Source organism: Cellulomonas telluris (genome assembly GCF_004886325.1).
Taxonomy (GTDB): Bacteria; Actinomycetota; Actinomycetes; order Actinomycetales; family Cellulomonadaceae; genus Cellulomonas; species Cellulomonas telluris.
Map to the genome: position 1 here is coordinate 132,698 of NZ_QXFN01000005.1, position 24,161 is coordinate 156,858.

The 24,161-nt window shown below is 75.1% G+C and carries 22 protein-coding genes; 8 read left to right on the plus strand and 14 right to left on the minus strand.

The annotated features are described in order from the left end of the window. Positions 1 to 5: 5 nt before the first annotated feature. A complete protein-coding gene (locus FB586_RS16185) occupies positions 6 to 416 on the minus strand; it encodes a hypothetical protein (protein ID WP_136520378.1) in 411 nt (136 codons plus the stop codon). 71 nt (positions 417 to 487) lie between these two features. Between FB586_RS16185 and FB586_RS16190 the strand changes: the two genes are divergently transcribed. Next, entirely contained in the window at positions 488 to 1,120 is a 633-nt protein-coding gene (locus FB586_RS16190) for a TetR/AcrR family transcriptional regulator (RefSeq protein ID WP_136520379.1), read from the plus strand. Between the two features lie 154 nt (positions 1,121 to 1,274). On the opposite strand, the gene FB586_RS16195 is transcribed toward FB586_RS16190, so the two are convergent. Further along, positions 1,275 to 1,988 carry a response regulator transcription factor gene (locus FB586_RS16195; protein WP_246036850.1) on the minus strand — a complete coding sequence of 238 codons (714 nt, stop codon included), beginning with the start codon at positions 1,986 to 1,988 and terminating at the stop codon, positions 1,275 to 1,277. Beyond that, positions 1,985 to 3,379 (minus strand): sensor histidine kinase, encoded by a 1,395-nt coding sequence (locus FB586_RS16200; RefSeq protein WP_136520380.1) that lies wholly within the window; start codon positions 3,377 to 3,379, stop codon positions 1,985 to 1,987. The genes FB586_RS16195 and FB586_RS16200 overlap by 4 nt, the downstream gene beginning before the upstream one ends. 112 nt (positions 3,380 to 3,491) lie before the next feature. Between FB586_RS16200 and FB586_RS16205 the strand changes: the two genes are divergently transcribed. Together FB586_RS16205 and FB586_RS16210 are read left to right on the plus strand one after the other, a co-directional pair. After that, the gene (locus FB586_RS16205; protein WP_136520381.1) at positions 3,492 to 4,109 is read left to right on the plus strand and encodes a DedA family protein; all 618 of its coding nucleotides are present in this window, start codon (positions 3,492 to 3,494) and stop codon (positions 4,107 to 4,109) included. Positions 4,110 to 4,400: 291 nt separating this feature from the next. After that, the gene (locus FB586_RS16210; RefSeq protein WP_136520382.1) at positions 4,401 to 5,531 is read left to right on the plus strand and encodes a DNA glycosylase AlkZ-like family protein; all 1,131 of its coding nucleotides are present in this window, start codon (positions 4,401 to 4,403) and stop codon (positions 5,529 to 5,531) included. Between the two features lie 70 nt (positions 5,532 to 5,601). On the opposite strand, the gene FB586_RS16215 is transcribed toward FB586_RS16210, so the two are convergent. Then, positions 5,602 to 7,287, minus strand: a complete 1,686-nt coding sequence (locus tag FB586_RS16215) for a ribonuclease J (RefSeq protein WP_136520383.1) — start codon at positions 7,285 to 7,287, stop codon at positions 5,602 to 5,604. Positions 7,288 to 7,337: 50 nt separating this feature from the next. Next, on the minus strand, positions 7,338 to 8,255 hold the full coding sequence (gene dapA / locus FB586_RS16220) for a 4-hydroxy-tetrahydrodipicolinate synthase (RefSeq protein WP_136520384.1): 918 nt from the start codon (positions 8,253 to 8,255) through the stop codon (positions 7,338 to 7,340). 125 nt (positions 8,256 to 8,380) lie between these two features. Here dapA and FB586_RS16225 point away from each other — a divergent pair, with 125 nt between their 5' ends. The 5 genes from FB586_RS16225 to FB586_RS16245 all read left to right on the plus strand — a co-directional run bounded on the left by FB586_RS16225 (position 8,381) and on the right by FB586_RS16245 (position 12,352). Continuing rightward, positions 8,381 to 9,850 (plus strand): NAD-dependent succinate-semialdehyde dehydrogenase, encoded by a 1,470-nt coding sequence (locus FB586_RS16225; RefSeq protein ID WP_136520385.1) that lies wholly within the window; start codon positions 8,381 to 8,383, stop codon positions 9,848 to 9,850. Between the two features lie 60 nt (positions 9,851 to 9,910). Continuing rightward, positions 9,911 to 10,675, plus strand: coding sequence for an AzlC family ABC transporter permease (locus FB586_RS16230; RefSeq protein ID WP_136520386.1), 765 nt, complete (start codon positions 9,911 to 9,913; stop codon positions 10,673 to 10,675). Continuing rightward, positions 10,672 to 10,986: an AzlD domain-containing protein gene (locus FB586_RS16235; RefSeq protein ID WP_136520387.1), complete on the plus strand. Its 315-nt coding sequence runs from the start codon at positions 10,672 to 10,674 to the stop codon at positions 10,984 to 10,986. Before FB586_RS16230 ends, FB586_RS16235 begins: the two co-directional genes overlap by 4 nt. Positions 10,987 to 11,054: 68 nt before the next feature. Next, a complete protein-coding gene (locus FB586_RS16240; protein ID WP_136520388.1) occupies positions 11,055 to 11,708 on the plus strand; it encodes a methyltransferase domain-containing protein in 654 nt (217 codons plus the stop codon). 83 nt (positions 11,709 to 11,791) lie between these two features. After that, entirely contained in the window at positions 11,792 to 12,352 is a 561-nt protein-coding gene (locus tag FB586_RS16245) for a GNAT family N-acetyltransferase (protein WP_168800586.1), read from the plus strand. 29 nt (positions 12,353 to 12,381) lie between these two features. Here the strand turns inward: FB586_RS16245 and FB586_RS16250 are convergent, their stop codons facing one another. From FB586_RS16250 to rbfA, 9 genes are all read right to left on the minus strand, one after another. Further along, positions 12,382 to 12,870: a hypothetical protein gene (locus tag FB586_RS16250; protein WP_136520389.1), complete on the minus strand. Its 489-nt coding sequence runs from the start codon at positions 12,868 to 12,870 to the stop codon at positions 12,382 to 12,384. Then, positions 12,867 to 13,625, minus strand: coding sequence for a 4-hydroxy-tetrahydrodipicolinate reductase (gene dapB / locus FB586_RS16255; protein ID WP_136520390.1), 759 nt, complete (start codon positions 13,623 to 13,625; stop codon positions 12,867 to 12,869). The genes FB586_RS16250 and dapB overlap by 4 nt, the downstream gene beginning before the upstream one ends. Before the next feature lie 56 nt (positions 13,626 to 13,681). After that, positions 13,682 to 15,007, minus strand: coding sequence for a M16 family metallopeptidase (locus FB586_RS16260; RefSeq protein WP_136520391.1), 1,326 nt, complete (start codon positions 15,005 to 15,007; stop codon positions 13,682 to 13,684). A 1-nt stretch (position 15,008) separates the two neighbouring features. Then, complete coding sequence (locus FB586_RS16265; protein WP_136520392.1) at positions 15,009 to 17,252, minus strand: polyribonucleotide nucleotidyltransferase; 2,244 nt, start codon at positions 17,250 to 17,252, stop codon at positions 15,009 to 15,011. Positions 17,253 to 17,498: 246 nt separating this feature from the next. Next, positions 17,499 to 17,768 (minus strand): 30S ribosomal protein S15, encoded by a 270-nt coding sequence (rpsO, locus tag FB586_RS16270; RefSeq protein WP_136520393.1) that lies wholly within the window; start codon positions 17,766 to 17,768, stop codon positions 17,499 to 17,501. 131 nt (positions 17,769 to 17,899) lie between these two features. Next, positions 17,900 to 18,916 (minus strand): bifunctional riboflavin kinase/FAD synthetase, encoded by a 1,017-nt coding sequence (locus FB586_RS16275; RefSeq protein ID WP_136520394.1) that lies wholly within the window; start codon positions 18,914 to 18,916, stop codon positions 17,900 to 17,902. A 169-nt stretch (positions 18,917 to 19,085) separates the two neighbouring features. Continuing rightward, positions 19,086 to 22,367, minus strand: a complete 3,282-nt coding sequence (locus FB586_RS16280) for a glycoside hydrolase family 9 protein (protein WP_246036851.1) — start codon at positions 22,365 to 22,367, stop codon at positions 19,086 to 19,088. 187 nt (positions 22,368 to 22,554) lie between these two features. Continuing rightward, a complete protein-coding gene (truB, locus tag FB586_RS16285; RefSeq protein ID WP_136520396.1) occupies positions 22,555 to 23,586 on the minus strand; it encodes a tRNA pseudouridine(55) synthase TruB in 1,032 nt (343 codons plus the stop codon). After that, positions 23,583 to 24,023 (minus strand): 30S ribosome-binding factor RbfA, encoded by a 441-nt coding sequence (rbfA, locus tag FB586_RS16290; protein ID WP_136520397.1) that lies wholly within the window; start codon positions 24,021 to 24,023, stop codon positions 23,583 to 23,585. The genes truB and rbfA overlap by 4 nt, the downstream gene beginning before the upstream one ends. Positions 24,024 to 24,161: the final 138 nt, after the last annotated feature.

Genomic DNA, 24,161 nt, shown 5'->3' on the forward strand with positions numbered 1-24,161 from the left:
CCGTGTCAGCCTCGCAGGAGGCCGACGCCGAGGGTCACGACGCCCGCGGCGAGGGCGACCGCGCCGAGGGGCAGCAGCACGACGAGCCGGTTCGGGCGGGTGCGCCCCTCCCCCAGGGCGGACAGGAAGAACCCGGCGGGCAGCAGCACGGCCGCGACGAGCACGCCCGTCTGGGCGAGCCACCGCCAGGCGCCCGTGAGCGTCGTGGCCTCGCCCAGCAGCAGGCAGACGAGACCGAGCGTGACCAGGACGCCCGCGTGCGCGTGGCCGGCGCGGTAGAAGGCGCGCTGGAAGTCGGTGGCGGGGACACGGCCGGTCACGACCCGCGTGAGGAACCAGCCGCCCGACTCGATCGCGACGACGGTGAGGGCGACGGCGCCGGCGGTCGTGCGGGCCGCCTCGGTGAGCTCGAGCATGACGTGCTCCTTTCGTAACGCCGTTATGAAACAGCGTCACAGAATCGCGCGTCAAGGCCTACGCTCGGGGCATGCCCCGTCCCCGCGTGCACGACGACGCGCTGCGCGACCGCCTGCTCGACGAGGCCACCGCCGTGGTCGCCGAGGGCGGCACCCGCGCCCTCACGGTCCGCGACGTCGCCGCCCGGGCGGGCACGTCGTCGAGCGCGGTGTACTCGCTCTTCGGCGGGCGCGAGGCCCTGCTCGCAGCGGTCGGCGCCCGCGCGGCGGAACGCTTCGCGGGGCACCTGGGCAGCACGCGCGGGACCGGTGACCCGGCGGCCGACCTGCTCGCGCTCGGCGTCGCCTACCGCCGCTTCGCGCTGGCCGAGCCGCAGGGCTACCGCGTCATGTTCGCCAGCCCCGGCGCGGGCGCCGCGCACCCCGCCGGGGGTCCCGTCACCGAGGAGCCGACGTTCCGCGTCCTGCAGGACGCGGTCCGCGCGGCGCTCGCCGAGGGGCCGGCCGCCGACGCGTACGGGACGCGGGGTGCCGACGCCGAGGACGCCACCCGGGCCGCGACGCACGTCTGGGCGCTGGCGCACGGCTGGGTCATGCTCGAGCTCGACGGGCTCCTGCCGTGGCCGCCGGACGAGCGGGACGCCCGGTACGTCGCGGCGCTGCGAGCGGCGGGTCCCGGGCTCCTCGCCCCGCCGCCGGTCTAGGGCGTGTCTCCCGACCCCGCCGTCGAGCCGTGGCGCCGCGCCGCGGTCGCCGCGACCGTCGGCGCGGACCGCGAGCTCGCGAGCGATCCGCGCTGGGTGCGTCGCGGAGACGGAGTCGGTCCGCGCGGATGCCGGCCCGGCGTCTGCGGCGGGTTCAGCTGCCGCGGGCCTCCTGGTCCAGGCCCGCCTCGTGGGCGAGGATCGCCGCCTGCACGCGGTTGGTGACCTCGATGCGGTCGAAGATCTCGCGCAGGTACTGCTTGACCGTGCCGTCGCTCAGCCGCATCCGGCGTGCGATCTCGGCGTTGGAGGCACCGGTCCCCAGCACGGCAAGAAGTTCGCGCTGCCTCGTGCTGAGCCGGTCGACGATGTCGCGCGCCGTGCGGTCGCGGCGGATCCGCACCGTCGCCTCGGTGCGGACGAGCCACCGTGCGACGCGTGGGGAGAAGGCCGCTCCCCCTCCGGCGATCCCCTTGACGGCGGCGATCAGGTCGCGCGGTGCGTCGGACTTGAGCAGGAACCCGAGCGCCCCGAGCTCGACGGCCTCGGCGATGTACGCCTCGTCCGCGAAGGTCGTCAGCATGGCGACCGGGACGGCAGGCTGCTCCGCCCGGAGCCGCTCGAGGGCCCGGAGCCCGTCCATCCGGGGCATCCGGATGTCGAGCAGCACGACGTCGAGCCGGTGCCGACGGACCAGGTCCAGCGCAGCGTGGCCGTCGTCACCCTCCGCGACGACGTCGAGGTCCGCGTCCATCCTCAGCAGCGCCACGACGCCGCTGCGCACGATCGCGTCGTCGTCGACGACCGCGACCCGGACCGACTGGCCGATTCGGCACCCGCCGGCGGCATCCCCGACCGGACCTGTCACGGGCTCGGGATGGTGTCGAGACGGCTCAGCACGCCCTCAGTGAAGCAGACCCGGTAGACGTCCTCGCGGTCGAAGAGGCTCGCCACCGACTCGTAGAACTCGCAGGTCGCACCAGCCGGCACGGGCAGCACCTCGTCGGGCTCGTCGAGCATCTCCACGACCGGCAGCAGCGCGTCCGCCTCACGCTGTGTCATGCCGACCTCCAGCGCGGCGTACCGCTCCGGAGGCAGCACGGACGCCACCGCGGCGAAGAGGTAGTAGCCGACGGCAAAGACGGCCGCGGGGACCGCGAGGGCGAGCGGCACCAGCCATGCGAGCCGGGACAGGCGGCGCGTCCGGCGGGTCTGGTCGAGCTCGGCGGCCCCGACCGGCGTCGGAATCGGTACCGCCGCGGGCGTCGCGTCGAGCGGCACCTGCGCGCGCAGCACGAAGCCGCCGCGCCCGGCGACGTCAGACGCGGTCACCTCGAGCGTGCCGCCGAGCATCGCGAGCCGGAGACGGAGCGACTCGAGGCCGTGCCCCGACCCGGGCGTCACCGTGGGGCCGGCCGTCGGGTTACGCACGGTGAGCTGGGCGAGCGCGCCCACGACGCGGCCGGTCACCTCGACGGGCTGCCCCGGCGCGTGCTTGGCCGCGTTGGTCAGCGCCTCGCCGAGCACCCGTGCGAGAGCGGCGTGGGCGTGCGGACCGAGCCGGGACTCCAGACCGTCGTCGATCGCGAGCTCGACGTCGAGCGAGACACGGGCGCCGTCGACCACCTGCTCGAGCGAGCGCTCGGCCGGGTCCAGGTCCGGGCTGCGCCCCGCCTTGAGGAGGGTCACGGTCTCGCCCAGCTCGTCGGCCGCCACGGCCGCCTCCTCGCGGACGCGCTCGAGGGCAGCACGCGTCGCCCCGGGCACGTCGTCGTCGAGGGTGAGCCGGCCGAGCTGCACCGCGATGTGCGTGAGCCGGTGCCCGAGGCGGTCGTGGATCTCCCCGGCCATGACGGCGCGTTCGCTCGTCACCGCCTCATCGACGCGCGCCCGCTCCCGTTCCTCGACGACGCGCGCCAGCTCCCACCCCAGACGCCGGTGCACCGCTCGCTGCCGCAGCGCCGCGACCGCACCTGCGCACACCGCGACGATCGCCGCCAGGAGCAGCGCGCTCACGACCGCGTAGACCGCGCTCGAGAGACGCCCGGGCGTGTCGACCGCTCCGGCGACCGCGGTCGACAGCACGAGTACGGCGATCGCGATCACCGTGGTGCGGCTGGACGGCGGCCGCACGCACCACACCCCCATGGCGACCAGCCAGACGGCGACCCAGCCCCACGTCCCCTGGGCGCCGATCATCACCCCGCCGACCAACGCTCCGGCGACCGCGAACGTCCGTTCTCTGGTCTGCCTGCTCATCACGCGGCCACGCTAGCCAGCCGGTGCGACGCCACGGCACTCACTTTGGTGAGTCCTCGACCTGCCTTCCGGGAGTGACCCGCGCCGCAGCGCGGAACCTAGCGTCGCCCTCATGCCGATCGATGCGCCCGCCCTCCTCGACGCCGTCGCGCCTCACGGTGCGCTCGTCGTGCTCGTCATGACGGCCATGGCCACGGTCGAGGCGTTGCTCGGCATCGGCGTCGTGGTCCCCGGCGAGGCCGTCGTCGCTTCGGGCGCAGCCCTCCTTGCCAGCGGTCCTCTGGTGGCGGTCGCCTGGTGTGCCGTGACGGCCGGAGCGTTCCTCGGCGACCAGCTCGGCTACGGCCTGGGCCGCCGCTACGGCGCGGCCGTCACGGAGAGCTGGGTCGTGCGGCGGCTCGGGCGCCACCGCTGGGAACGCGCGTCCGACCTCGTGCGGCGACGCAGCCTCGTCGTCGTCGTCGTTGCTCGCCTGCTCCCCGGTGTGCGCACGCTCGTCTCCGCCGCGGCGGGCGCCGCCGGCGTGCGCTGGACGCGGTACGCCGTCGCGGACGCCGTCGCCTGCGCGCTGTGGGCCGGGATCTGGGTGCTGGGCGGCGCGGCTCTCGGCCGCCTGGTGCTCGGCCCGGTGGGCTGGGCCGCGATCGCCGTCGCGGTCGCGGTGCTGATCGCCCTTCAAGTGCTGAGAAGCAGCGTCCGACGCAGGGCTCGGACAGACTGCGTCCGGTGAGTCGGCCGCTCCCGCCACCGTCGAGCCGGGCGGCCCGCCCGTGCGGCGCTCCCTGAGTTCCGGACCCTCATCCTGCGAGCCTTCCTGCACGCGGCCGCCCTGGGTGGGTGCGCCGCCCGACCCACGCCAGCACCCCACCGTCACGAGCACACACATGAGCCGGCCGGCGGGACGCGGCACGAGTCAGGTTCGGTTCGGGTCGTCGTCAGGGCTCCTGGGCCTGCGCGCGCGACCCGGCACCGACGCACGCACGGGCGGCCGGTGTCGGCGGGCCCTGGCACGATCGGCGACATGGCCGCGCCCCGCGTCCCGCGCCCCGCCGTCCTGCGGCACCGCCTCCACGTCCAGGAGCTCGACCGCGCGCCCGGGTCCGTGCACGACCTCGCCGACGTCGCCGTCCTCGACGCGGGCGTGCAGGACACCGGGCCGGACGGCGCCCTGTGGGCGCTGGCCCTGCGCGGGCTCGACGTGCGGGCGGGCGCCTGGCCGGACGGGCTCGCGCTCGCCTGGACCGTCCGGGGAGCGCCGCACGCCTACCGGCGCGAGGACCTGCCCGACGTCGAGCGCGCCCTGCGGCCCTGGTCGTCCCAGGACGCCGCGCAGCGGGTCTTCGACGCCTCGCGGCCGCTGCGCGCCGCCGGCATCGACCCGCGCGACGCCCTCGCGACGGCAGCCCGCACCATGCACGCGGTGGTCCGGGTGCCCACCGTGAAGGGGGACGTCTCGACCGCCATGACGGCGCGGCTGCCCGAGCCCTACCTGCGCTGGTGCCGCCCCTGCGCCACCACCCACATGTACGAGCAGACGTTCCGGCTCGCGGCCCTGCACGCCGGGCTCGAGCTGACGCCGGGCACCTCACCGCCCGTCCTGCGGCCCGTCCCCGGCTGGCCCGACGACGCGGTCGGCCGCACGGACGCACCCGCACCCGGCGGCCGTCACGACCTGGTGCGCACCGCCGTGCGCCTGCTCGGCCCGACCACGCCCCGGCTGGTCGCGGCCTTCCTCGACGCACCCGTCCGCGACGTCACCGCCCGCTGGCCGGACGACGTCGCCGACGTGGACGTCGACGGGGAGCCCCGGCAGGTCCTGGCCGCGGACGTCGACGCCCTGGGCGAGGCGACCACGCCGGCACGGCCCGCCGTGGTGCGGCTCCTCGGCCCCTTCGACCTGTACCTGCAGGCGCGCGACCGCGACCTGCTCGTCCCCGACGCAGCCCGCCGCAGCGCGCTGTGGCCGACGCTCGGCCGCCCGGGCGCCGTCCTGCGCGACGGGGAGGTCGTCGGCACCTGGCGCCCGCGGGCACGCGGTCGACGGCTCGCGCTCGAGCTCGACCCGTGGGAGCCGTGGGACGCCGCCACGCGTGCGGCGGTGGACGCCGAGCACGAGCGCCTCGCGGCGTTCCGCGGTGTCGCCCCGGCGTGAGGCGAGCGGGCACTCCCGGCTCAGGCCCTTCGAACGACCGGTCGGCCCGAGCCCGCCCTGCGCTCCCTGCTCACGCCTCCACGACGACGGGGATGATCATCGGCCGGCGCCGCAGCTTGCCCGACACCCAGCGACCGACGACGCGGCGCATCACCTGCTGCAGCTGGTGGGTGTCGGTCGCCCCGCTGCGCACCGCGTCCTCGAGCGCCGCCGTCACCTGCGGGAGGATCTCCTCGAAGACGTCGTCCTGCTCGGCGACGCCGCGCGCGTGGATCTGCGGGCCCGCGAGGACCTTGCCGTCCTGCGAGGACACGACCGCGAAGATCGACACGAAGCCCTCGTCGCCGAGGATGCGCCGGTCCTTGAGCTCGGCGTCCGTGAGCTCGCCGACGCTCGACCCGTCGACGTAGACGTAGCCGCACGGCACCGCGCCGACGACGCTCGCCCGGCCGTCGACCAGGTCCACGACCACGCCGTCCTCCGCCAGCACCACGCGGTCGGCCGGGACACCGGTCTTCACGGCCAGCGCCGCGTTGGCGATGAGGTGACGCACCTCGCCGTGGACCGGCATGACGTTGCGCGGACGCAGGATGTTGTAGCAGTACAGGAGCTCGCCGGCGCTCGCGTGGCCGGAGACGTGGACCTTCGCGTTGCCCGAGTGCACGACGCGCGCCCCGAGGCGCATGAGGCCGTTGATGACGCGGAAGACCGCGTTCTCGTTGCCCGGGATGAGGCTCGACGCGAGGACCACGGTGTCGCCGGGGCCGACCGAGACCTTGTGGTCGTTGTTGGCGATGCGGGACAGCGCCGCCATGGGCTCGCCCTGCGAGCCGGTGCACATGAGCACGACCCGGTCGTCGGGGAGCTGCTCGATCTGCTTGAGGTCGACGAGCACGCCGTCGGGCACCTTGAGGTACCCGAGCTCCGCGGCGATGCCCATGTTGCGGACCATCGAGCGTCCGACGAGCGCGACGAGGCGCTCGTTCGCGACAGCCGCGTCGATGACCTGCTGGACGCGGTGGACGTGGGACGCGAACGACGCCACCACCACGCGACCGGTCGACTCCGCGAACACCTGGTCGAGCACGGGACCGATCTCGCGCTCCGGCGTGACGAACCCCGGGACCTCCGCGTTGGTGGAGTCGACCATGAACAGGTCGACCCCCTCCTCGCCGAGCCGCGAGAACGCGCGCAGGTCCGTGATCCGCCCGTCGAGGGGCAGCTGGTCCATCTTGAAGTCGCCGGTGTGCAGGACCGTGCCGGCCTTCGTGCGCACCGCGACCGCGAGCGCGTCGGGGATCGAGTGGTTCACCGCGACGAACTCGCACCCGAAGACGCCGAGCTGCTCGACCTGGCCCTCCCGGACCGGGAGCGTCACGGGCGTGATGCGGTGCTCCTTGAGCTTCGCCTCGACGAACGCGAGCGTCAGCTGCGAGCCGACGAGCGGGATGTCGCGGCGCAGGCGGAGCAGGTACGGCACGGCGCCGATGTGGTCCTCGTGGCCGTGCGTGAGGACGATCGCCTCGATGTCGTCGAGCCGGTCCCGGATGTAGTCGAAGTCCGGGAGGATCAGGTCGACGCCCGGCTGGTGGTCCTCGGGGAAGAGGACGCCGCAGTCGATGACGAGCAGACGGCCGGCGTGCTCGAGCACGGCCATGTTGCGCCCGACCTCGCCCAGCCCGCCGAGCGGGACGATCCGCAGACCGCCCTCGGGCAGCGGCGGGGGCAGGGTGAGTTCGGGGTGCGGGTGACTCATGGAGCTCCTGTGGGTCGTGGCCCGCGCACCGCTGCTGTCGAGCGGAGCGGTCAGGCCGTGACGACGTCCAGCAGACCTGCGGCCTGCAGACCGGCGCGCACGTGCGCTGCCTCGTCGTCGGTGTAGGGGACGATCGGGAGCCGGGTCGCGCGGCTGCGCAGCACGCCGGTCTCCACGAGGGCGGCCTTCGCGGCAGCCGCCTGGAAGCCGTCACCGTTGAGGGCGGTGATCGCGGGCAGTGCCGCGAGGAAGATGTCGAGGGCCTCGGCGGTGTCGCCGCGGCGCCAGGCGTCGAACAGGGCTGCGAACCGGTCGCCGAGCACCTGCGTCGTGACGCCGACGAGCCCGACGGCGCCGTGCGCGAGGAACCCGAGCACGAGGCCGTCGTCGCCGCTGTACCAGGCCAGGCCCGTGCGCCGGATCGCCGCTGCCGCGGCCACGACGTCGCCCGTGGCGTCCTTCATGGCGACGACCCGCTCGTGCGCCGCGAGCCGGTCGATCGTCGCGGGCGCGAGGCGCAGACCCGTCCGGCCCGGGACGTCGTAGAGCATGACCGGCAGGGGCGTCGCGTCGGCCACGGCCGTGACGTGCCGGACCACACCGTCCTGCGAGGGACGCGAGTAGTACGGGGTGACGACGAGCAGGCCGTGCGCGCCGGCCTCGGCCGCCTGCTCGGCCATGCGCACCGCGTGCGCGGTGTCGTTCGAGCCCGCTCCCGCCACGACGTACGCGCGGTCGCCGACGGCCTCGACGACGGCGGCGACGACCTCGGCCTTCTCGGGGGCGTGCGTCGTCGGGGCCTCGCCGGTCGTGCCGTTGAGCACGAGCCCGTCGTGGCCGTGGTCCACCAGGTGCTTCGCCAGCGCGACCGTCGCCTCGAGGTCGACCGCGCCGTCGGCGGTCATCGGGGTGACCATGGCCGACAGCACGGACCCGAACGGGTGCGTCGCGGACGTGACGGTGGGCATGCGCACACGCTACCGCCCCGGGCGGCACGGCCGCGGACGGCGCCCGGGATTCGTCCACCGTCGCGCGCTGCCCGGCCGCCCGGCTCGACGCGCCCCGTCGGCGCCGCGCGGCCACACTGGGCGCCATGACCGCACCGCTCCCCCCGTCCGTCGCCGCGCACGTGCCCACCGGGATGCTGATCGGGGGCGAGTGGCGCCAGGCCCGTGGCGGCGCGACGTTCCCGGTCGTCGACCCGGCGACGGGCGAGACGCTGTTCGACGTCGCGGACGGCGACGAGCAGGACGCGCTCGACGCGCTCTCGGCGGCGCACGACGCGTTCCCGACGTGGCGTGCCACGGCGCCCCGGGAGCGCTCGGAGCTCCTGCGCGCCGTCTTCGACGTGCTGCGGGCGCACGCGGAGGACATCGCGTCGCTGGTGACCGCCGAGGGCGGCAAGCCCCTGGCGGAGTCGCGGGCCGAGGTGGCGTACGCCGCGGACTACGTGCGCTGGTACGCCGAGGAGGCGGTCCGCGCCGACGGCCTCGCCCGCCGCGCCCCGGCCGGCACGCACCACCAGCTCGTCCTGCGCCGCCCGGTGGGGCCGGCGTTGCTCATCGCGCCGTGGAACTTCCCGATCGCGATGATCGCGCGCAAGGTCGCCCCCGCCCTCGCCGCGGGCTGCACGTGCGTCGTGAAGCCGGCGCAGCTGACGCCGCTCACCACGGCGTACGTCGTCGAGCTCATCCGCTCCGAGCTGGACGGGCGCGACCTGCCCACGGGCGTGGTGAACGTCGTCCCGACGTCGTCGGCGCGCAAGGTCTCGGAGCCGCTGCTCGCCGACCCGCGCCTGCGCAAGCTCTCGTTCACCGGGTCGACGGAGGTGGGGCGCACGCTGCTCGCCGCCGCCGCGCCGCACGTCCTGCGCACGTCGATGGAGCTCGGCGGCAACGCGCCCTTCCTCGTGTTCGAGGACGCCGACCTCGACGCCGCGGTCGAGGGCGCGGTGCAGGCGAAGATGCGGAACTCGGGCCAGACCTGCGTCGCGGCCAACCGTTTCCTCGTCCACGGGGCCGTCGCCGGCGAGTTCGCGGACCGGCTGACCGAGGCGTTCGAGCGGCTCGTCGTGGGGCACGGCGCCGACCCCGACACGACGGTCGGCCCGCTCATCGAGCAGTCGGCGGTCGACCGCGTCGAGGAGGTCGTCACGGAGGCCGTCGACGGCGGCGCGCTGCTGCGCACGGGCGGCGAGCCGGTGCGCCGTCCCGGCTACTTCTACGCGCCGACCGTGCTGACCTCGGTCGACCCCGGACTGCGCGTCGTGACCGAGGAGACGTTCGGCCCGGTCGCGCCGATCGTCACGTTCGACGACGAGGACGAGGCCGTCCGGCTCGCGAACGACACGCCGTTCGGGCTCGTGGCCTACGCGTACACGCGCGACGTGGGCCGTGCCATGCGCATGGCCGAGCACCTCGACGCCGGCATGGTCGGGATCAACCGCGGCATGGTGTCGGACGCGAGCGCGCCGTTCGGCGGCGTGAAGCAGTCGGGCCTGGGGCGTGAGGGCGGCGCCGCCGGCATGGAGGAGTACCTCGAGCCGGTGTACGTCGCGCTGTAGCGCCGTCCCTCTCCGCGCGGAGGGCGGAGGCACCCGGGGCCGGTGCCTAGAGTGGTCCGCGTGAACCTGGCCGACCCCCTGCGCGCCGCACGGCGCCAGGCGGTGTCGGTCTCGGTGGCGACCGGCCTCTACGGGGTGTCGTTCGGGGCGCTGTCGGTCGCCTCGGGGCTCGACGTCGCGCAGACGATGGCCCTCAGCCTGCTGCTGTTCTCGGGCGGGTCGCAGTTCGCGCTCATCGGGGTCGTCGGGGCGGGCGGCGCCGTGGGCGCCGCGGTCGCGTCGGCCGCGCTGCTCGGTGCGCGGAACGCGCTCTACGGGGCGCAGCTGGCCCCGCTGCTCGCGCTGCCGACGTCGCGGCTCCTGCCGGCGGCGCAGCTGACGATCGACGAGTCCACGGCCGTGGCGACCGCGCAGCCGACCCGTGCTGCCGCGCGCGTGGGGTTCTGGTGGACCGGTGCGGGCATCTGGGTGCTGTGGAACCTCTTCACGCTCGTGGGCGCGCTGGCCGGCGACCGGCTCGGTGACCCGCGCCGCTACGGCCTCGACGCGGCGGCCGCCGCCGCGTTCCTCGCGCTCGTGTGGCCGCGCCTCGGCGGGCCGCAGGGACGGACCGCCCGGCTGGTCGCGGCGGGGGCGGTGCTGGTGGCGCTGGCCACGACGCCCGTCCTGCCCGCGGGCGTGCCCGTGCTGCTCGCGGCGGGGGTCGCCGTCCTGGTCGGCGTGCTGGCGCCCGCGCTCCCGCCCACCGGGCCCGTGAACGACGACGAGGCACGTCCCGCGCCCGCCGACACGGCCCGCGGCACGGGCGAGGGAGGGACGACGTGACCGCGCTCTGGATCGCCGTGCTGCTGTCGAGCGTCGCGTGCTTCGCCCTCAAGCTCGCCGGGCACCTGCTGCCCCGGCACTGGCTGGCCGAGCCGCGCGTGGCGCGCACGGCGGCGCTCGTCACGGTCGCGCTGCTCGCCGCGCTCGTGGCCGTGCAGACCGCCACCGACGGCGGACGGCTGGTGCTCGACGCCCGCGTCCCGGCGCTCGCCGTCGCGGCCGTGGCGCTCGCGCTGCGGGCACCGTTCATCCTCGTCGTGGTGCTGGCCGCCGTGACCGCCGCGGGGCTGCGCCTGCTCGGCATGCCCTGACGGCGCCTCGGGCCCCCGACCCGCGCGACGACCTGCGCGGGGCTCCGGTCGCCCGGTAGCGTGCCGGCGTGCTCGTGTCCTCGCGGAGCGCGGAGGAGTACCGCGCGTTCTTCGCCCTCACCGACGACGACCTCGCCGGCCGCGTGCTCGACTGCTCGGCCGGCGCGTCCGGCTTCACCGCTGCCCTCGGTGCGGCCGGCGCCGACGTCACGGCCGTCGACCCGACCTACGTCGACCGGGACGCTCTGCGCGACGAGGTGGCGCGGTCGGCAGCCGCGGGCGTCGCGCTGGTGGACGCGCACGACGACCGGTTCACGTGGTCCTGGTACGGCAGCCCGGCGCGGCGCCGCGAGCTGCGGGAGGCGGCGCTCGCCGCCTTCCTCGACGACCTCGACGCCCGCCCCGACCGCTACGTGGTCGGCGCCCTGCCCGACCTCCCGTTCGAGGACGACGCGTTCGACCTCGCGCTCTGCTCGCACCTGCTGTTCACCTGGGCGGGCTCATTCGACGCCGAGTGGCACCACGCCGCGCTGACCGAGCTGCTGCGCGTCGCGGACGAGGTCCGCGTCTACCCGCTGGTCCACCTGGGAGCGGGCGAACCCGTCGCGTTCCTGCCCGCGCTCCTCGACCGCCTGCGCTCCGAGGGCCGCACCGTCCGCCTCGTCCCCGTGGCCTACGAGTTCCAGGTGGGTGCGACCCAGATGCTCGTCGTCCGTCGGTGAGCACGACCGGGCGTCGGCTCGCGGCGCCGCCCCAGCGCGGCACCGCCCGACCCACCCCCGCACCGGGCGACTAGTCTGGCCGGGTGTCGCTGCTGACCCCCGCCGCCGACGTCTCCGTCCGTCCCGCCGTCCCCGGGGACGAGCACGCGGTGGCGCGCATCCAGCTCCGCGCGTGGCGCGCCGCGCACGCCGACGTCCTGGGCGACGTGGTGCTCGACGCGCTCGACGAGGGCGCCTTCGTGGCGCAGTGGGAGCGGGCCATCACCGCACCTCCCGGGCCGGGCTTCCGGGTGCTCGTGGCCTGCGCGGGGCCGACCGTGGTGGGTTTCGCGTCCGTCGCGCCGGTCCCCGCACCCGACCCCGCGGAGGCACCCGCGGGCGTCGTGCTCGCGCTCGAGGTCGAGCCGGCGGCGCAGCGCGCCGGGCACGGCTCCCGGCTCCTGGCGGCGGTCGTGGACCTGCTGCGCGCCGACGGCGCCGACCAGGTGCAGACGTGGGTGATGGACGGCGACGACGCGCGCGTGCGCTTCCTCGCCGGGGCCGGCCTCGGTCCGGACGGCCTCACGCGGCGGCTCGCCACCGGGCCGGGACCGGACGAGGAGGCCCACGTCGTCGCCGAGCACCGCTGGTACGCCGAGATCTGACGCAGCCGCGGGCGGTCCGGCCCGGCGGGTCAGGGCAGGTCGGTCGGCGCGGGGCGTCCCGCGTGCAGGCGTGACGCCGTGCGCAGCGCGGCACGGGCGCGCCGGCGGTCGCCGGCCGCGTCGTACGCGAACCCGAGGTGGAACCACGCCTCCCACTCCCCCGGGTCCGCCTCGACACGGGCACGGTGGTCGTCGAAGGCGGCGCGGGCCGCGGCGCGGTCCACGCGTCCGCCGGGCGAGCGCGGCAGGTCGTCGACGGGCAGGCGCCCGGCCGCCGCGAGCTCGTCGGCCATGCGCTGCACGTGCACCGCCAGCATCCACTCGCGCGCCACGAGCGCGACCACGATGAGCGGGGCGACGAGGAGCGCGACGCCGAGCACGACGGCCACGGGCTCGCCGGTGGCGACGAGCTGCACCGCACGGATCCCGACGACCGCGACGTAGACGCCGAGCAGCGCGGTGAGGGCGAGGGCCGCCCACAGTCCCGTCCGGGACCGCCGCGTGGTGCCGTCGCTCATGCGCCGAGGTCGAGGAAGGGCTCGAGGCCCACCGTGAGACCCGGTCGGTCGACGACGCGCCGCACGGCGAGCACGACGCCGGGCATGAAGCTCTCCCGGTCGAAGGAGTCGTGCCGGATCGTCAGCTGCTCACCGGTGTTGCCGAACAGGATCTCCTCGTGCGCGACCAGGCCGCGCAGCCGGACCGCGTGCACCCGGACGCCGTCGACGTCCGCACCGCGCGCCCCCTCGAGCGCCTGCGTCGTCGCGTCCGGGGCGGGCCCGAGCCCGGCGGCGGCGCGCGCCCGGGCGATGCCCGCGGCGGTGTGGCGAGCCGTGCCGGAGGGCGCGTCGACCTTGTCGGGGTGGTGCAGCTCGACGACCTCGGCGGACTCGAACCAGCGCGCGGCCTGCCGTGCGAACGCCATCGCGAGCACGGCGCCGAGCGCGAAGTTCGGGACGACCGCGACCCCGACCGCGGGGGCGTGGACGAGGTGGTCGCGGACCCGGGCCAGGGAGTCCTCGGTCCAGCCGGTCGTCCCGACGACGCAGTGGATGCCGGCGTCGACGAGCGCGTGCACGTTCTGCTCGGTCACGGCCGGCACCGTGAAGTCGACGGCGACCTGCGCGCCGGAGCCGGTCACGGTCCGCAGGTCTCCCCCGGACTCCAGCTGAGCCACGAGCTCGAGGCCCTCGGTCTGCTGCACGGTCCGCACGACGGTGGACCCCATGCGGCCGGCCGCGCCCAGCACGGCCACGCGGATCGGTTCGCTCACGGTCAGCCACCCTAGCCGCCCGGACGCGACGCCCCGCGCCGCGTCCGGGCCGGGTGTCAGTCCCCGAACGGGCCGACGCGAACGACCGAGCGCGGCGTGGCGGCGAGCTCGGCCGCGAGCTCCTGCACCTCCGCGGCCGTGACGGCGCGGACCCGCTCGAGCGACTCGTCGAGGCTGAGGAGCTCGCCGTGCACGAGCTCGGCCTTGCCGAGGCGGCTCATGCGCGAGCCCGTGTCCTCCATGCCGAGCACGAGGCCGCCCGACAGCTGCCCGATCGAGCGCGCGAGCTCGGCCGCGCCCATCGGGGCGTCCGCCATGCGCTCGAGCTCGGCGACCATGAGCTCGGTGACCTGGTCGACCTTCGCGGGCGTGCAGCCGGCGTACAGGCCGAACAGCCCGGTGTCGGCATGCCCGCTCGCGAACGAGTAGGTCGAGTAGGCGAGGCCGCGCTTCTCCCGCACCTCCTGGAAGAGGCGCGAGGACATGCCGCCGCCGAGCGCGGCGTTGAGCACCGAGAGCGCGAACCGGCGCGGGTCGGTGGCCGTCAGGCACAGGCCGCCGACGATCACGTTCGCCTGCTCGGTCTGCCGCCGCACCGTCAGCTCCACCGGGCCGGCGGACGCCGGCGCGTCGGAGACGGTGCGACGCGACGCCGGGGAAGCGTCCGCGTCGAGCGCCCAGCCGCCCGCCGTCAGCGCGTCGACGACCTGGGCGCACAGCGCGTCGTGGTCGACCCCGCCCGCCGCGGTGACGACGAGCGTCTCCGGGCGGTAGTGCTGGCGGTAGTGCTCCCAGACCGCGTCGCGCGGCACCGACCGGATGGTCTGCGGCGTCCCTCCGATGGGGCGCCCCAGGGGCGTGTCCCCGAACACGGCCGTGGCGAACTGCTCGTGCGCCACGTCGCTCGGGTCGTCGTCGTTCATCGCGAGCTCTTCGAGGATGACGCCGCGCTCGGTCTCGAGCTCGTCGACGTCCAGCCGGGCGGACGTCACCATGTCGGCGATGACGTCGACGGCCATCGGCACGTCGGCGTCGAGGACGCGGGCGTAGTAGCAGGTGTGCTCCTTGCCCGTCGCCGCGTTCGCCTCGCCGCCGACGGCGTCGAACGCCTCGGCGATGTCCATCGCCGTGCGGCGCGCGGTCCCCTTGAACAGCAGGTGCTCGAGGAAGTGCGTGGACCCGTAGTGGCCCGACGTCTCGTCGCGCGACCCGACGCCGACCCAGGCACCCACCGTGGCCGAGCGCAGACCGGGCATGTGCTCGGTCAGCACCCGGACCCCGCCGGGCAGGACGGTGCGCCGCACACGGGCGTCACCGTCCTGCCCGACGACCAGCTCGGCGCCCGGCGAGTGCGGGGCGACGAGCGGGAGGTCCTGCGGCACGTCAGGCGTCGGCGGCGGCGGGCTCGGCCGCGGGCTGGTCACCCTCGGCGCCGGCCTCGGCCTCGTCCACGACGGCGTGCAGCGACAGCTTGCCGCGCGGGTCGATCTCGCCGATCTCGACCTGGACCTTCTGCCCGATCTTGACGACGTCCTCGACGTTCTCCACGCGCTTGCCGCCGACGAGCTTGCGGATCTGCGAGATGTGCAGCAGACCGTCCTTGCCCGGGGACAGCGAGATGAACGCGCCGAAGGTCGTCGTCTTGACCACGGTGCCGACGAAGCGCTCGCCGACCTCGGGCATGTGCGGGTTCGCGATCGCGTTGATCGCGGCCCGCGCGGCCTCGGCGGACGGGCCGTCCGTCGCACCGATGTAGACCGTGCCGTCGTCCTCGATGGAGATGTCGGCGCCGGTCTCCTCCTGGATCTGGTTGATCATCTTGCCCTTGGGGCCGATGACCTCGCCGATCTTGTCGACCGGCACCTTCACCGTGATGACGCGCGGCGCGAACGGGCTCATCTCGTCCGGGACGTCGATCGCCTCGGCGATGACGTCGAGGATCGCCAGACGCGCCTCCTTGGCCTGCGTCAGGGCGCCGGCCAGGACGGACGCGGGGATGCCGTCGAGCTTCGTGTCGAGCTGGATCGCCGTGACGAACTCGCGCGTGCCGGCGACCTTGAAGTCCATGTCGCCGAACGCGTCCTCGGCGCCGAGGATGTCGGTCAGCGCCGCGTAGCGCGTCTCGCCCTCGACGGTGTCGGACACGAGGCCCATCGCGATGCCCGCGACCGGCGCGCGCAGCGGCACACCGGCGTTCAGCAGCGACAGCGTCGCGGCGCAGACCGAGCCCATGGACGTCGAGCCGTTGGAGCCCAGCGCCTCGGAGACCTGGCGGATCGCGTAGGGGAACTCCTCGCGCGACGGCAGGACCGGGACGATCGCGCGCTCGGCGAGCGCGCCGTGGCCGATCTCGCGGCGCTTCGGCGAGCCGACGCGGCCCGTCTCGCCCGTGGAGAACGGCGGGAAGTTGTAGTGGTGCATGTACCGCTTGCGCGTCTCCGGCGACAGCGTGTCGAGCTGCTGCTCCATGCGGAGCATGTTCAGCGTGGTGACGCCGAGGATCTGCGTCTCGCCGCGCTCGAACAGCGCCGAGCCGTGCGTGCGGGGCAGGACCTCGACCTCGGCCGAGAGCGTGCGGATGTCGCGCAGGCCGCGGCCGTCGATGCGGAAGCCGTCGGTGAGGATCCGCTGCCGGATGAGCTTCTTCTGCAGCGAGCGGTAGGCCGCGCCGACCTCCTTCTCGCGCCCCTCGAACTGGGCCGCGAGCTCGGCCTGGATCTCCGCCTTGATCTCGTCGAGGCGGTTCTCGCGCTCCTGCTTGCCGGCGATCTGCAGCGCGGCGGACAGACGCTCGGTGGCGCCCTGCTCGACGGCGGCGTACACGTCGTCCTGGTAGTCCGGGAACGTCGGGAACGTCTGCGTCTCCTTGGCGGACTGCGCCGCCAGCTCCGTCTGCGCCGTGACCAGCGCCTTGATGAACGGCTTGGACGCCTCGAGGCCCTCGGCCACGACGGCCTCGGTCGGGGCGACGCCGCCCTCGTTCTTGATGAGGTTCCAGGACTTCTCGGGCGCCTCGGCCTCGATCATCGCGATGGCGACGTCGCCGCCCTCGACGACGCGACCGGCGACGACGATCTCGAACGTGGCCCGCTCGCGCTCGGTGTAGCGCGGGAACGCGACCCACTGGCCGTCGATCAGCGCGATGCGCACGGCACCGACGGGACCGGAGAACGGCAGGCCGGAGATCTGGGTGCTGATCGACGCGGCGTTGATCGCCAGCACGTCGTACGCGTCGTCGGGGTTGATCGACAGGACCGTCACGACGACCTGGACCTCGTTGCGCAGGCCCTTGACGAACAGGGGGCGCAGCGGGCGGTCGATCAGACGGCACGCGAGGATCGCCTCGGTCGAGGGACGGCCCTCGCGGCGGAAGAACGAGCCGGGGATCTTGCCGGCGGCGTACTGCCGCTCCTCGACGTCGACCGTCAGGGGGAAGAAGTCGAAGCCCTCGCGCGGGTGCTTGCCCGCCGTCGTGGCCGACAGGAGCATCGTGTCGTCGTCGAGGTAGGCGACGGCGGAGCCGGCGGCCTGCTTGGCGAGGCGGCCGGTCTCGAAGCGGACGGTGCGGGTGCCGAAGCGACCGTTGTCGATCGTGGCCTCGGCGAACTGGATCTCGGGACCCTCCACGGGTGCCCTCCTTTTGTCATCGAAGGCGCCGGCCAGTCCGCGGCGGTCTTCGATCGAGGCCCCCGCACGCGAGGTGCGTCCCGGGGGCCACTACCGAGGACCGGACGAGCGGGTCGGCGCGGTGGTTCCGTGCTGGTGGTGCAGCGGCACCTCGCGGTGCCGGGTCCTGCGCGTCGGGGGCCGCGGCGCGCGGCCCCCGATGCAGGACCAGCCCGGACCGAGCGGTCCGGGCTGGTGCGGGGTCGTTCAGCGACGCAGGCCGAGCCGCTCGATCAGGCTGCGGTAGCGGTTGATGTCGATCTTCTGCAGGTAGCCCAGCAGACGACGACGGCGACCGACGAGCAGCAGCAGACCGCGGCGGCTGTGGTGGTCGTGCTTGTGCGTCTTCAGGTGCTCCGTGAGGTCCTTGATGCGCTGCGTGAGGACGGCGATCTGGACCTCGGGCGAGCCGGTGTCGCCCTCGTGGGTGGCGTACTCGGCCATGATGGACTGCTTCGTGGCAGTGTCGAGCGACACGGTGCTCCTCAGGATTCTCGTTGCGCGGTGCGCCGGGGCATGTCCACCCGGGCTCTCTCGGTCCGCGGCCGGTCGTACGGCGATCCCCACTCTACCAGCCCGGTCGAGCGGCACCGCTGGTCAGCGCGGGGTCAGCCGTGCAGGACCCGCCGGACGTCCTCGACGTCCCGCGCCATCTGCTCGAGCAGCGCGTCGACCGAGTCGAAGCGCACCGTGGGCCGCAGCCGCTCGACGAGGTCGAGCACGACCTCCTCGTCGTACAGGTCGAGGTCGGTCCGGTCCAGGACGTACGCCTCCACCCGGCGCTGCACGCCGTCGAACGTCGGGTTCGTGCCGATGGACACGGCGGCCGGCAGCACCCGGTCCGCGTCGTCCGTCCCCACGACGGTGCCGTCGGCCCGGCGCACGCGCCGCAGCCACCCCGCGTACACCCCGTCGGCGGGCACCATCCCCGTCGCGTCCGGCGACAGGTTCGCCGTCGGGTACCCGAGGTCGCGCCCGCGCGCGTCGCCGTGCACGACGACGCCGCGCAGCCGGTGCGGGCGCCCCAGCACGCGCGCCGCCTGCACGACGTCGCCGGCCGCGAGCAGCTCGCGCACCCACGTCGACGACCACCGGCGGCGCAGCGCATCCGCGGCACGGTCCTCGGCGCTGCCCGGGTCCGCGGCGACGGTCGGCGTCACGTCGTCGATCACCTCGACCGTGAACCCGTACCGCTCGCCCAGCGCCCGCATCGTGGCGAGGTCACCGCTGTTCTGCCAGCCGAAGCGCACGTCCCGCCCGACGACGACCGTCGCGGCGTGCAGCGCGTCCACGAGGTAGCGCCGCACGAACTCCTCGGGCGACTGGCGCGCGAAGTCCAGGGTGTACGTGACCAGCAGCACCGCGTCGAGCCCCGTGCCCTCGAGCAGCTCGAGCCGGTCGGCGTCGCCCAGCAGGCGCGGCGGGGCGTCGTCCGGGCGGTGGACGACCAGCGGGTGCGGCGTGAAGGTCACCGCGACGGCGTGGGCGCGCGCCGTGCGGGCGTCGGCAACCATGCGCGTGAGCACCGCGACGTGGCCGCGGTGCACCCCGTCGAAGTTGCCGATCGTCACGACCGACCGGCCCCAGTCCTCGGGCACCTGCGACAGCTCGGTCCAGACCTGCACCCACGCTCCCGGGTCGACGTACGGGCCCGCCGGTCGGCGGGCCCGACGGACAAGACTGCCACCTGCGCGCGGGCACCGGCGCACGTGCTCGCCCCGAGCTCCCCCCGGACACGCGACCGCCCGCCCCGCCGGCGCCCGGAGGCGCCGTGCGGAGCGGGCGGTCGGTGCGTCAGCGACCCAGGCGGACCGTGAGCGGTGCGGCCTTCGTCACGGCCGTCCCCTGGTCGTTGACGAACACCGCGCGGTACTGCGTGCCGTAGCCCAGGGGCGTGACGGGAACCCGCAGCGTCGTCCCCTGCGCGAGGGGCACCGGCAGCCACGGGCCCGAGAACCAGCGGAACTGCCACCGGACCGACGGCGTCGGGTACCCCGTCGCGGCGGCGTCGAACGTCGCCCACGAGCCGAGGCGCGCCGTGACGGCCTGCGGGTGCCGGGTGACGACCGGCGCCGACCGCGTCACCGCGACGGTCGCCTCCTGCGACGTCGCCGTCCCGGCCGTGTTCGTGAACACCGCCCGGTACCGGGCGCCGTCCTCCGCGGCCGTGACGACCACCTCGAGCGTGCCGGAGGTCGCGCCCGGCACGTCGGCCCAGTCGCCGTCCCCGCGGCGCACCTGCCACTGCACCGTCGGCTCGGGCGTGCCCGAGGCGGCGGCCGTGAGCGTCGCGGTGGCACCGAGCGCGACCGTGGCGTCGGCCGGCTGGGTCGTCACCTCGGGGGCCACGGCCACCGGGGCCGGCCTGCCGTGGTCGGCGACGAACGACGCCACCCACGACAGGGCCGAGTTCCAGTTGATCGTGATCTCGTTCGACGCCCACGACGTGATGTCGTCCAGGTAGCACCGCGCCGGTGCGCAGCCCTCGGTGAACGCGGCCTGCATGGTCGGGTCCCACGTCGAGGTCGTCGAGTTGGGACCGCCCGCGAGCGAGCCCGCCGGCGGGTGCGGCAGCGCGGGGTCGAGCTGTGCGGCGAACCAGCGCGAGTGCTGGTTCTGGGAGAAGACCGTCCCCCAGCCCGTCACGTACGACTGGTTCAGCGCGTTGCGGCCGAACAGGTAGTCGAGGCCCTCCAGGACGCCGTCGAGGTAGCGCCGGTCACCCGTGAGGTCGTACGCCGTGCCGATCACGATCTGCACGTTCGCGACGAAGGAGTTCGACCCCCACTCGTACTGCCCGCCCGGGGGCGAGTACACCGAGCCCCACGCGTGCGCCTGCTGCGCCTCCAGGTACCGGTCCGCCGCGGCCACCACGGACGCCCGGACGTCCTCGACGTCCGGCAGCCCGTTGGGCACCGTGGCGAGCGTGAGGCGCCCGAGCGGGGCCGTGCTCCCCCAGCTGGCGGCGCCGTGCCCGAAGACGTCGCCCGTGTGGTGCGGGCTGGCCGTCACGTCCGCGGCGTACCGCTCCTCACCCGTGGTCGTGTACAGCTCGGCCGCCGCCCAGTAGAACTCGTCGGTCACGTCGCGGTCGTCGTACGGGCCACCGCCGTCCGAGCCGGCCGCGGCCGGCGCGTACAGGTCGGGGTGCTCCTGCGCCGCGTCGTACGCGTCCCGCGCCGCCGCGAGCAGCGTGTCGGCGAAGGCGGCGTCGTGCTCGCGGAACAGGCGCGCGCCCTGGGCCGCCACCGCCGCGAGGTTGAGCGTCGCCGCGGTGGACGGCCGGTGCAGCGAGCGCACCTGCGGGTCGTCCGCGGGCATGAGCGGCAGGCCCGTCCAGCCCTCGTCGTGGATCTTGTGGTGCACGAGGCCCGCGTACTCCCCGGACGGCGCGACCATCTTGAGCATCCACTCGAGCTCCCAGCGCGCCTCGTCGAGCACGTCGGGGACGCCGTTGCCCGTCTCGGGCAGCCGCAGCGTGCTGTCGCCGAGGGCGCCCTCGCGGGCGGTGCCCGCCGTCAGCGTCCGCTCGTAGGTCGACAGGAGCTGGGCGACGGCGATGCCGCCGTTGACGACGTACTTGCCGTGGTCGCCGGCGTCGTACCAGCCGCCCGTCACGTCGAGGGTGTAGTCGCACGTCCAGCCCTGGTAGTACTCGCGCGGGCCGATGCAGGGCACGTCCGTGTCGCCCTTGTTCGGCGGCACACCCACGTGCCCGGCCTCGCGGGCGTACTCCTCGCCCACGATCTCGGCGAGGATCGGCGTGCCGGAGCGGGCCAGGTAGAAGTAGTTCAGCGCGTCGTACCGCAGCTGCTCGTACAGGTCGGCCGCGATCGCGAACGGGCGGCTCGTCTCGCCGTCGGCGACGAGCGTGAGCCCCTCGCCCGTGACGTCCACGTCGGTGAAGTCGATGACGTGGACGTCGGCGTCCGCCGACTCCTCGTGCCCGGCGGGCGTCGTGGTGCCCTCGGCGACGGTCTCGCCCGCCGCGTCCAGCAGCTGCCACGGCAGCGCCTCGGTCGCCTCGGTCGCCTCGGTCACGAGCGTCGCGCGCTTGGGACCGTGCGGCAGGTACCCGACCTGGTTGACGCGCACCCGCGGGCCGGTGTCCGGCTCGTACGGGGGCGGCGGCGTGGCGGACGTGGTCAACGACACCTCCGAGATGCAGAACTCGTACGCCCCCTGCTTGCCCAGGTGGAACGCCACCTGGCCGGGCGCCTCACCCTCCGCCGGGAACGTCAGGCCGGCGGTGAAGGGGTACTCCAGCGTCGTCGCCTCGGTGCCCAGCGGCGCGGACGCCTGCTCGAGCACCGTGCGGTACGCGCCGCCGCCCTCGCCGACGATCACCCGGACCGGCGTCGCCGGCGTCGTGCGCGCGGTGAAGGCCAGGACGTAGTTCTCGTCCGCGTCGATCGGCACACCCGTGTACGTCAGACCGGCGTCCCACGGGTTCGACTGCCCTCCGGGCAGGTCGACGCAGACCTCGCCGTCCGCGAACCGCGGCTCCCCCGTGCCGTGGAAGCCCCAGGGGCCGAGCCCCTCGGCGAACGACGTGTGCGGCAGCAGCTCGGAGTCGCCGGTCAGCTCGATGTCGTCGAGGCAGAACGTCCAGGCCTCCTCGGTGAACCCGCCGAGCTGGAAGGCGATCTGCCCCTCGGGCGACTCCTCGGTCGGCGCTGCGGGGTACGACGCCGTGGCCGTGAACACCTCCTCCACCGCGGTGGGGGTGCTCGTGAGCGCCGGGCTCGTGTCGAGCACCGTGCCGTAGGGCGCTCCGTTCTGGCCGATCAGCGCGCGGATCGTCACGTCCGTCGTCGCCGACGCCGTGTACGACAGCGTGTACGTCGAGCCCTGCTCCACGGCCACGCCGTTGAGCACGACGCCCACCCCGTACTGGGCGGACCCCGCGGGCACGTCGACGCACAGGGCGCCGGTGCTGGTGTCGACCTCCCCCTCGTGCCCGTACGCCACCCAGGCACCCGGGCCGTCGTCGAACGACCCGTCACCGATGAGCGAGCCGGCGGCAGGCACCGCGCCCACGACCGCCAGCACCGCGGCCGCGGTCCCGGCCGTCACCGCGCTCCACGCGCGTCCTCTCGTGCGAGAAACCACGTCGTTCCTCCTGTGTAGGAGCGCTCCCACCTCGGTGTGGGTGCGCAGTCCGTCGTCGGGAGGGTAGACCGGAACAGGAGGAACCGGAAGACCCGGACGGCGTGGCGCGCGGAAGGACGAAACGATTCGAACGCGGCGGCCGGGGGCCGCGTCACCCCGCCGGCGCGAGCACGATCTCGGGGCGCAGCGCGTCCCCGCGGCGCGACACCACCCCGACGAGCGTCCCGTCGGGCGCGATCGCGGCGACCGGCCCGTCGGGCGCGTCGCCGACGGGCACGCCCTGCCCGTAGGACAGGGCCCGCGCCTCCCGGGCGGTGAGCGCGCGCACCGGGAACGCGGCACGGGCCGCCTCGGCCATCGGCAGGACGTCGACCGCGACGTCCTGCGGGGTGACCTCGAGCTCGTCCAGCGTGCGCGCCACGTCGAGGCCGTAGCCGCCGACGCGCGTGCGGCGCAGGGCCGTCAGGTGCGCCCCGACCCCCAGGGCGTCCCCGAGGTCACGGGCGAGCGCGCGCACGTAGGTGCCGGACGAGCACGTGACGGCGACGTCCACGTCGAGCACGTCCACCTCGCCGCCGTCCGGGCCGGTCACGACGGCGGGCGCCACGCCCAGCACGTCGAACCGGGACACGGTCACCGGCCGCGCGGCGAGCTCCACGTGCTCGCCCGCCCGCACGCGCGCGTACGCACGCTGCCCGTCGACCTTGATCGCCGAGACGGCGCTGGGCACCTGCAGGAGGTCCCCGGTGAGCGCGGCCGCCGCGGCGGCGAGGGCGTCGGACGTCACGGCGGACGCGTCCGTCACCGTGAGCGTCTCCCCCTCGGCGTCCTCGGTGGTGGTGCGCACACCGAGCCGCACGGTCGCGGTGTAGTCCTTGTCCGCACCCGTGACGTACGTCAGCAGGCGCGTCGCGCGGCCGATGCCGAGCACGAGCACGCCGGTCGCCATGGGGTCGAGCGTGCCCGCGTGCCCCACCTTGCGGGTCGAGGCGAGCCGACGGACGCGCGCCACGACGTCGTGGCTCGTCCAGCCCGCGGGCTTGTCGACGACGAGCACGCCGTCGTCGGCGGTCGGGCGGCGGGGACGGTCGTCACGGGGACGACGTCCCCGCCCCGCGCCCGTCCCGACGGCCGGCGGGGTGCCGCCGTCGGCGTCCGGACCGAGCGGTGTCGCCTCGGTCATGCGTCGGCGTCGTCGTCCTCGTCGGGACGGCGGTACGGGTCGGCGTCACCCGCCGGGCGGGCCTTCGCGGCCAGCGCGGCGACCTCGGCGTCCCGGCGCGCGGCCTCGGACAGCGCCGCCTCGAGGTGCGCCGCCGTCTCCGGGACCGCGTCGAGGTGGAAGGCCAGCGTGGGCGTCAGCCGGATGCCCGTCTGCTTGCCCACCTCGGACCGGATGAGCCCCTTGGCGCTCTCCAGCGCGGCGGCGCTGCCCGTCCGGGCCTCCTCGTCGCCGAGCACCGTGTAGTACACGTCGGCGTGCTGGAGGTCGCCGGTGACGCGCACGTCGGTGATGGTGACGAAGCCGAGACGCGGGTCCTTGACCCGCGTGTCGATCATGCGCGCGACGACCTGCTGGATGCGCTCCGCGATCTTCCGCGCCCGAGCCGTGTCAGCCATGGCACTTCCTTTCCCTCAGGCCCCATCAGACGAGATGTCGAGCCGTTGTGCACGAGGACGGACGCAGGGAGGGGTCGGCGGGCCGTGGTGGGCCTGGCACGGGCCGCCAGGCCCGCGGTAGGCCCGCCGACCCCTCCC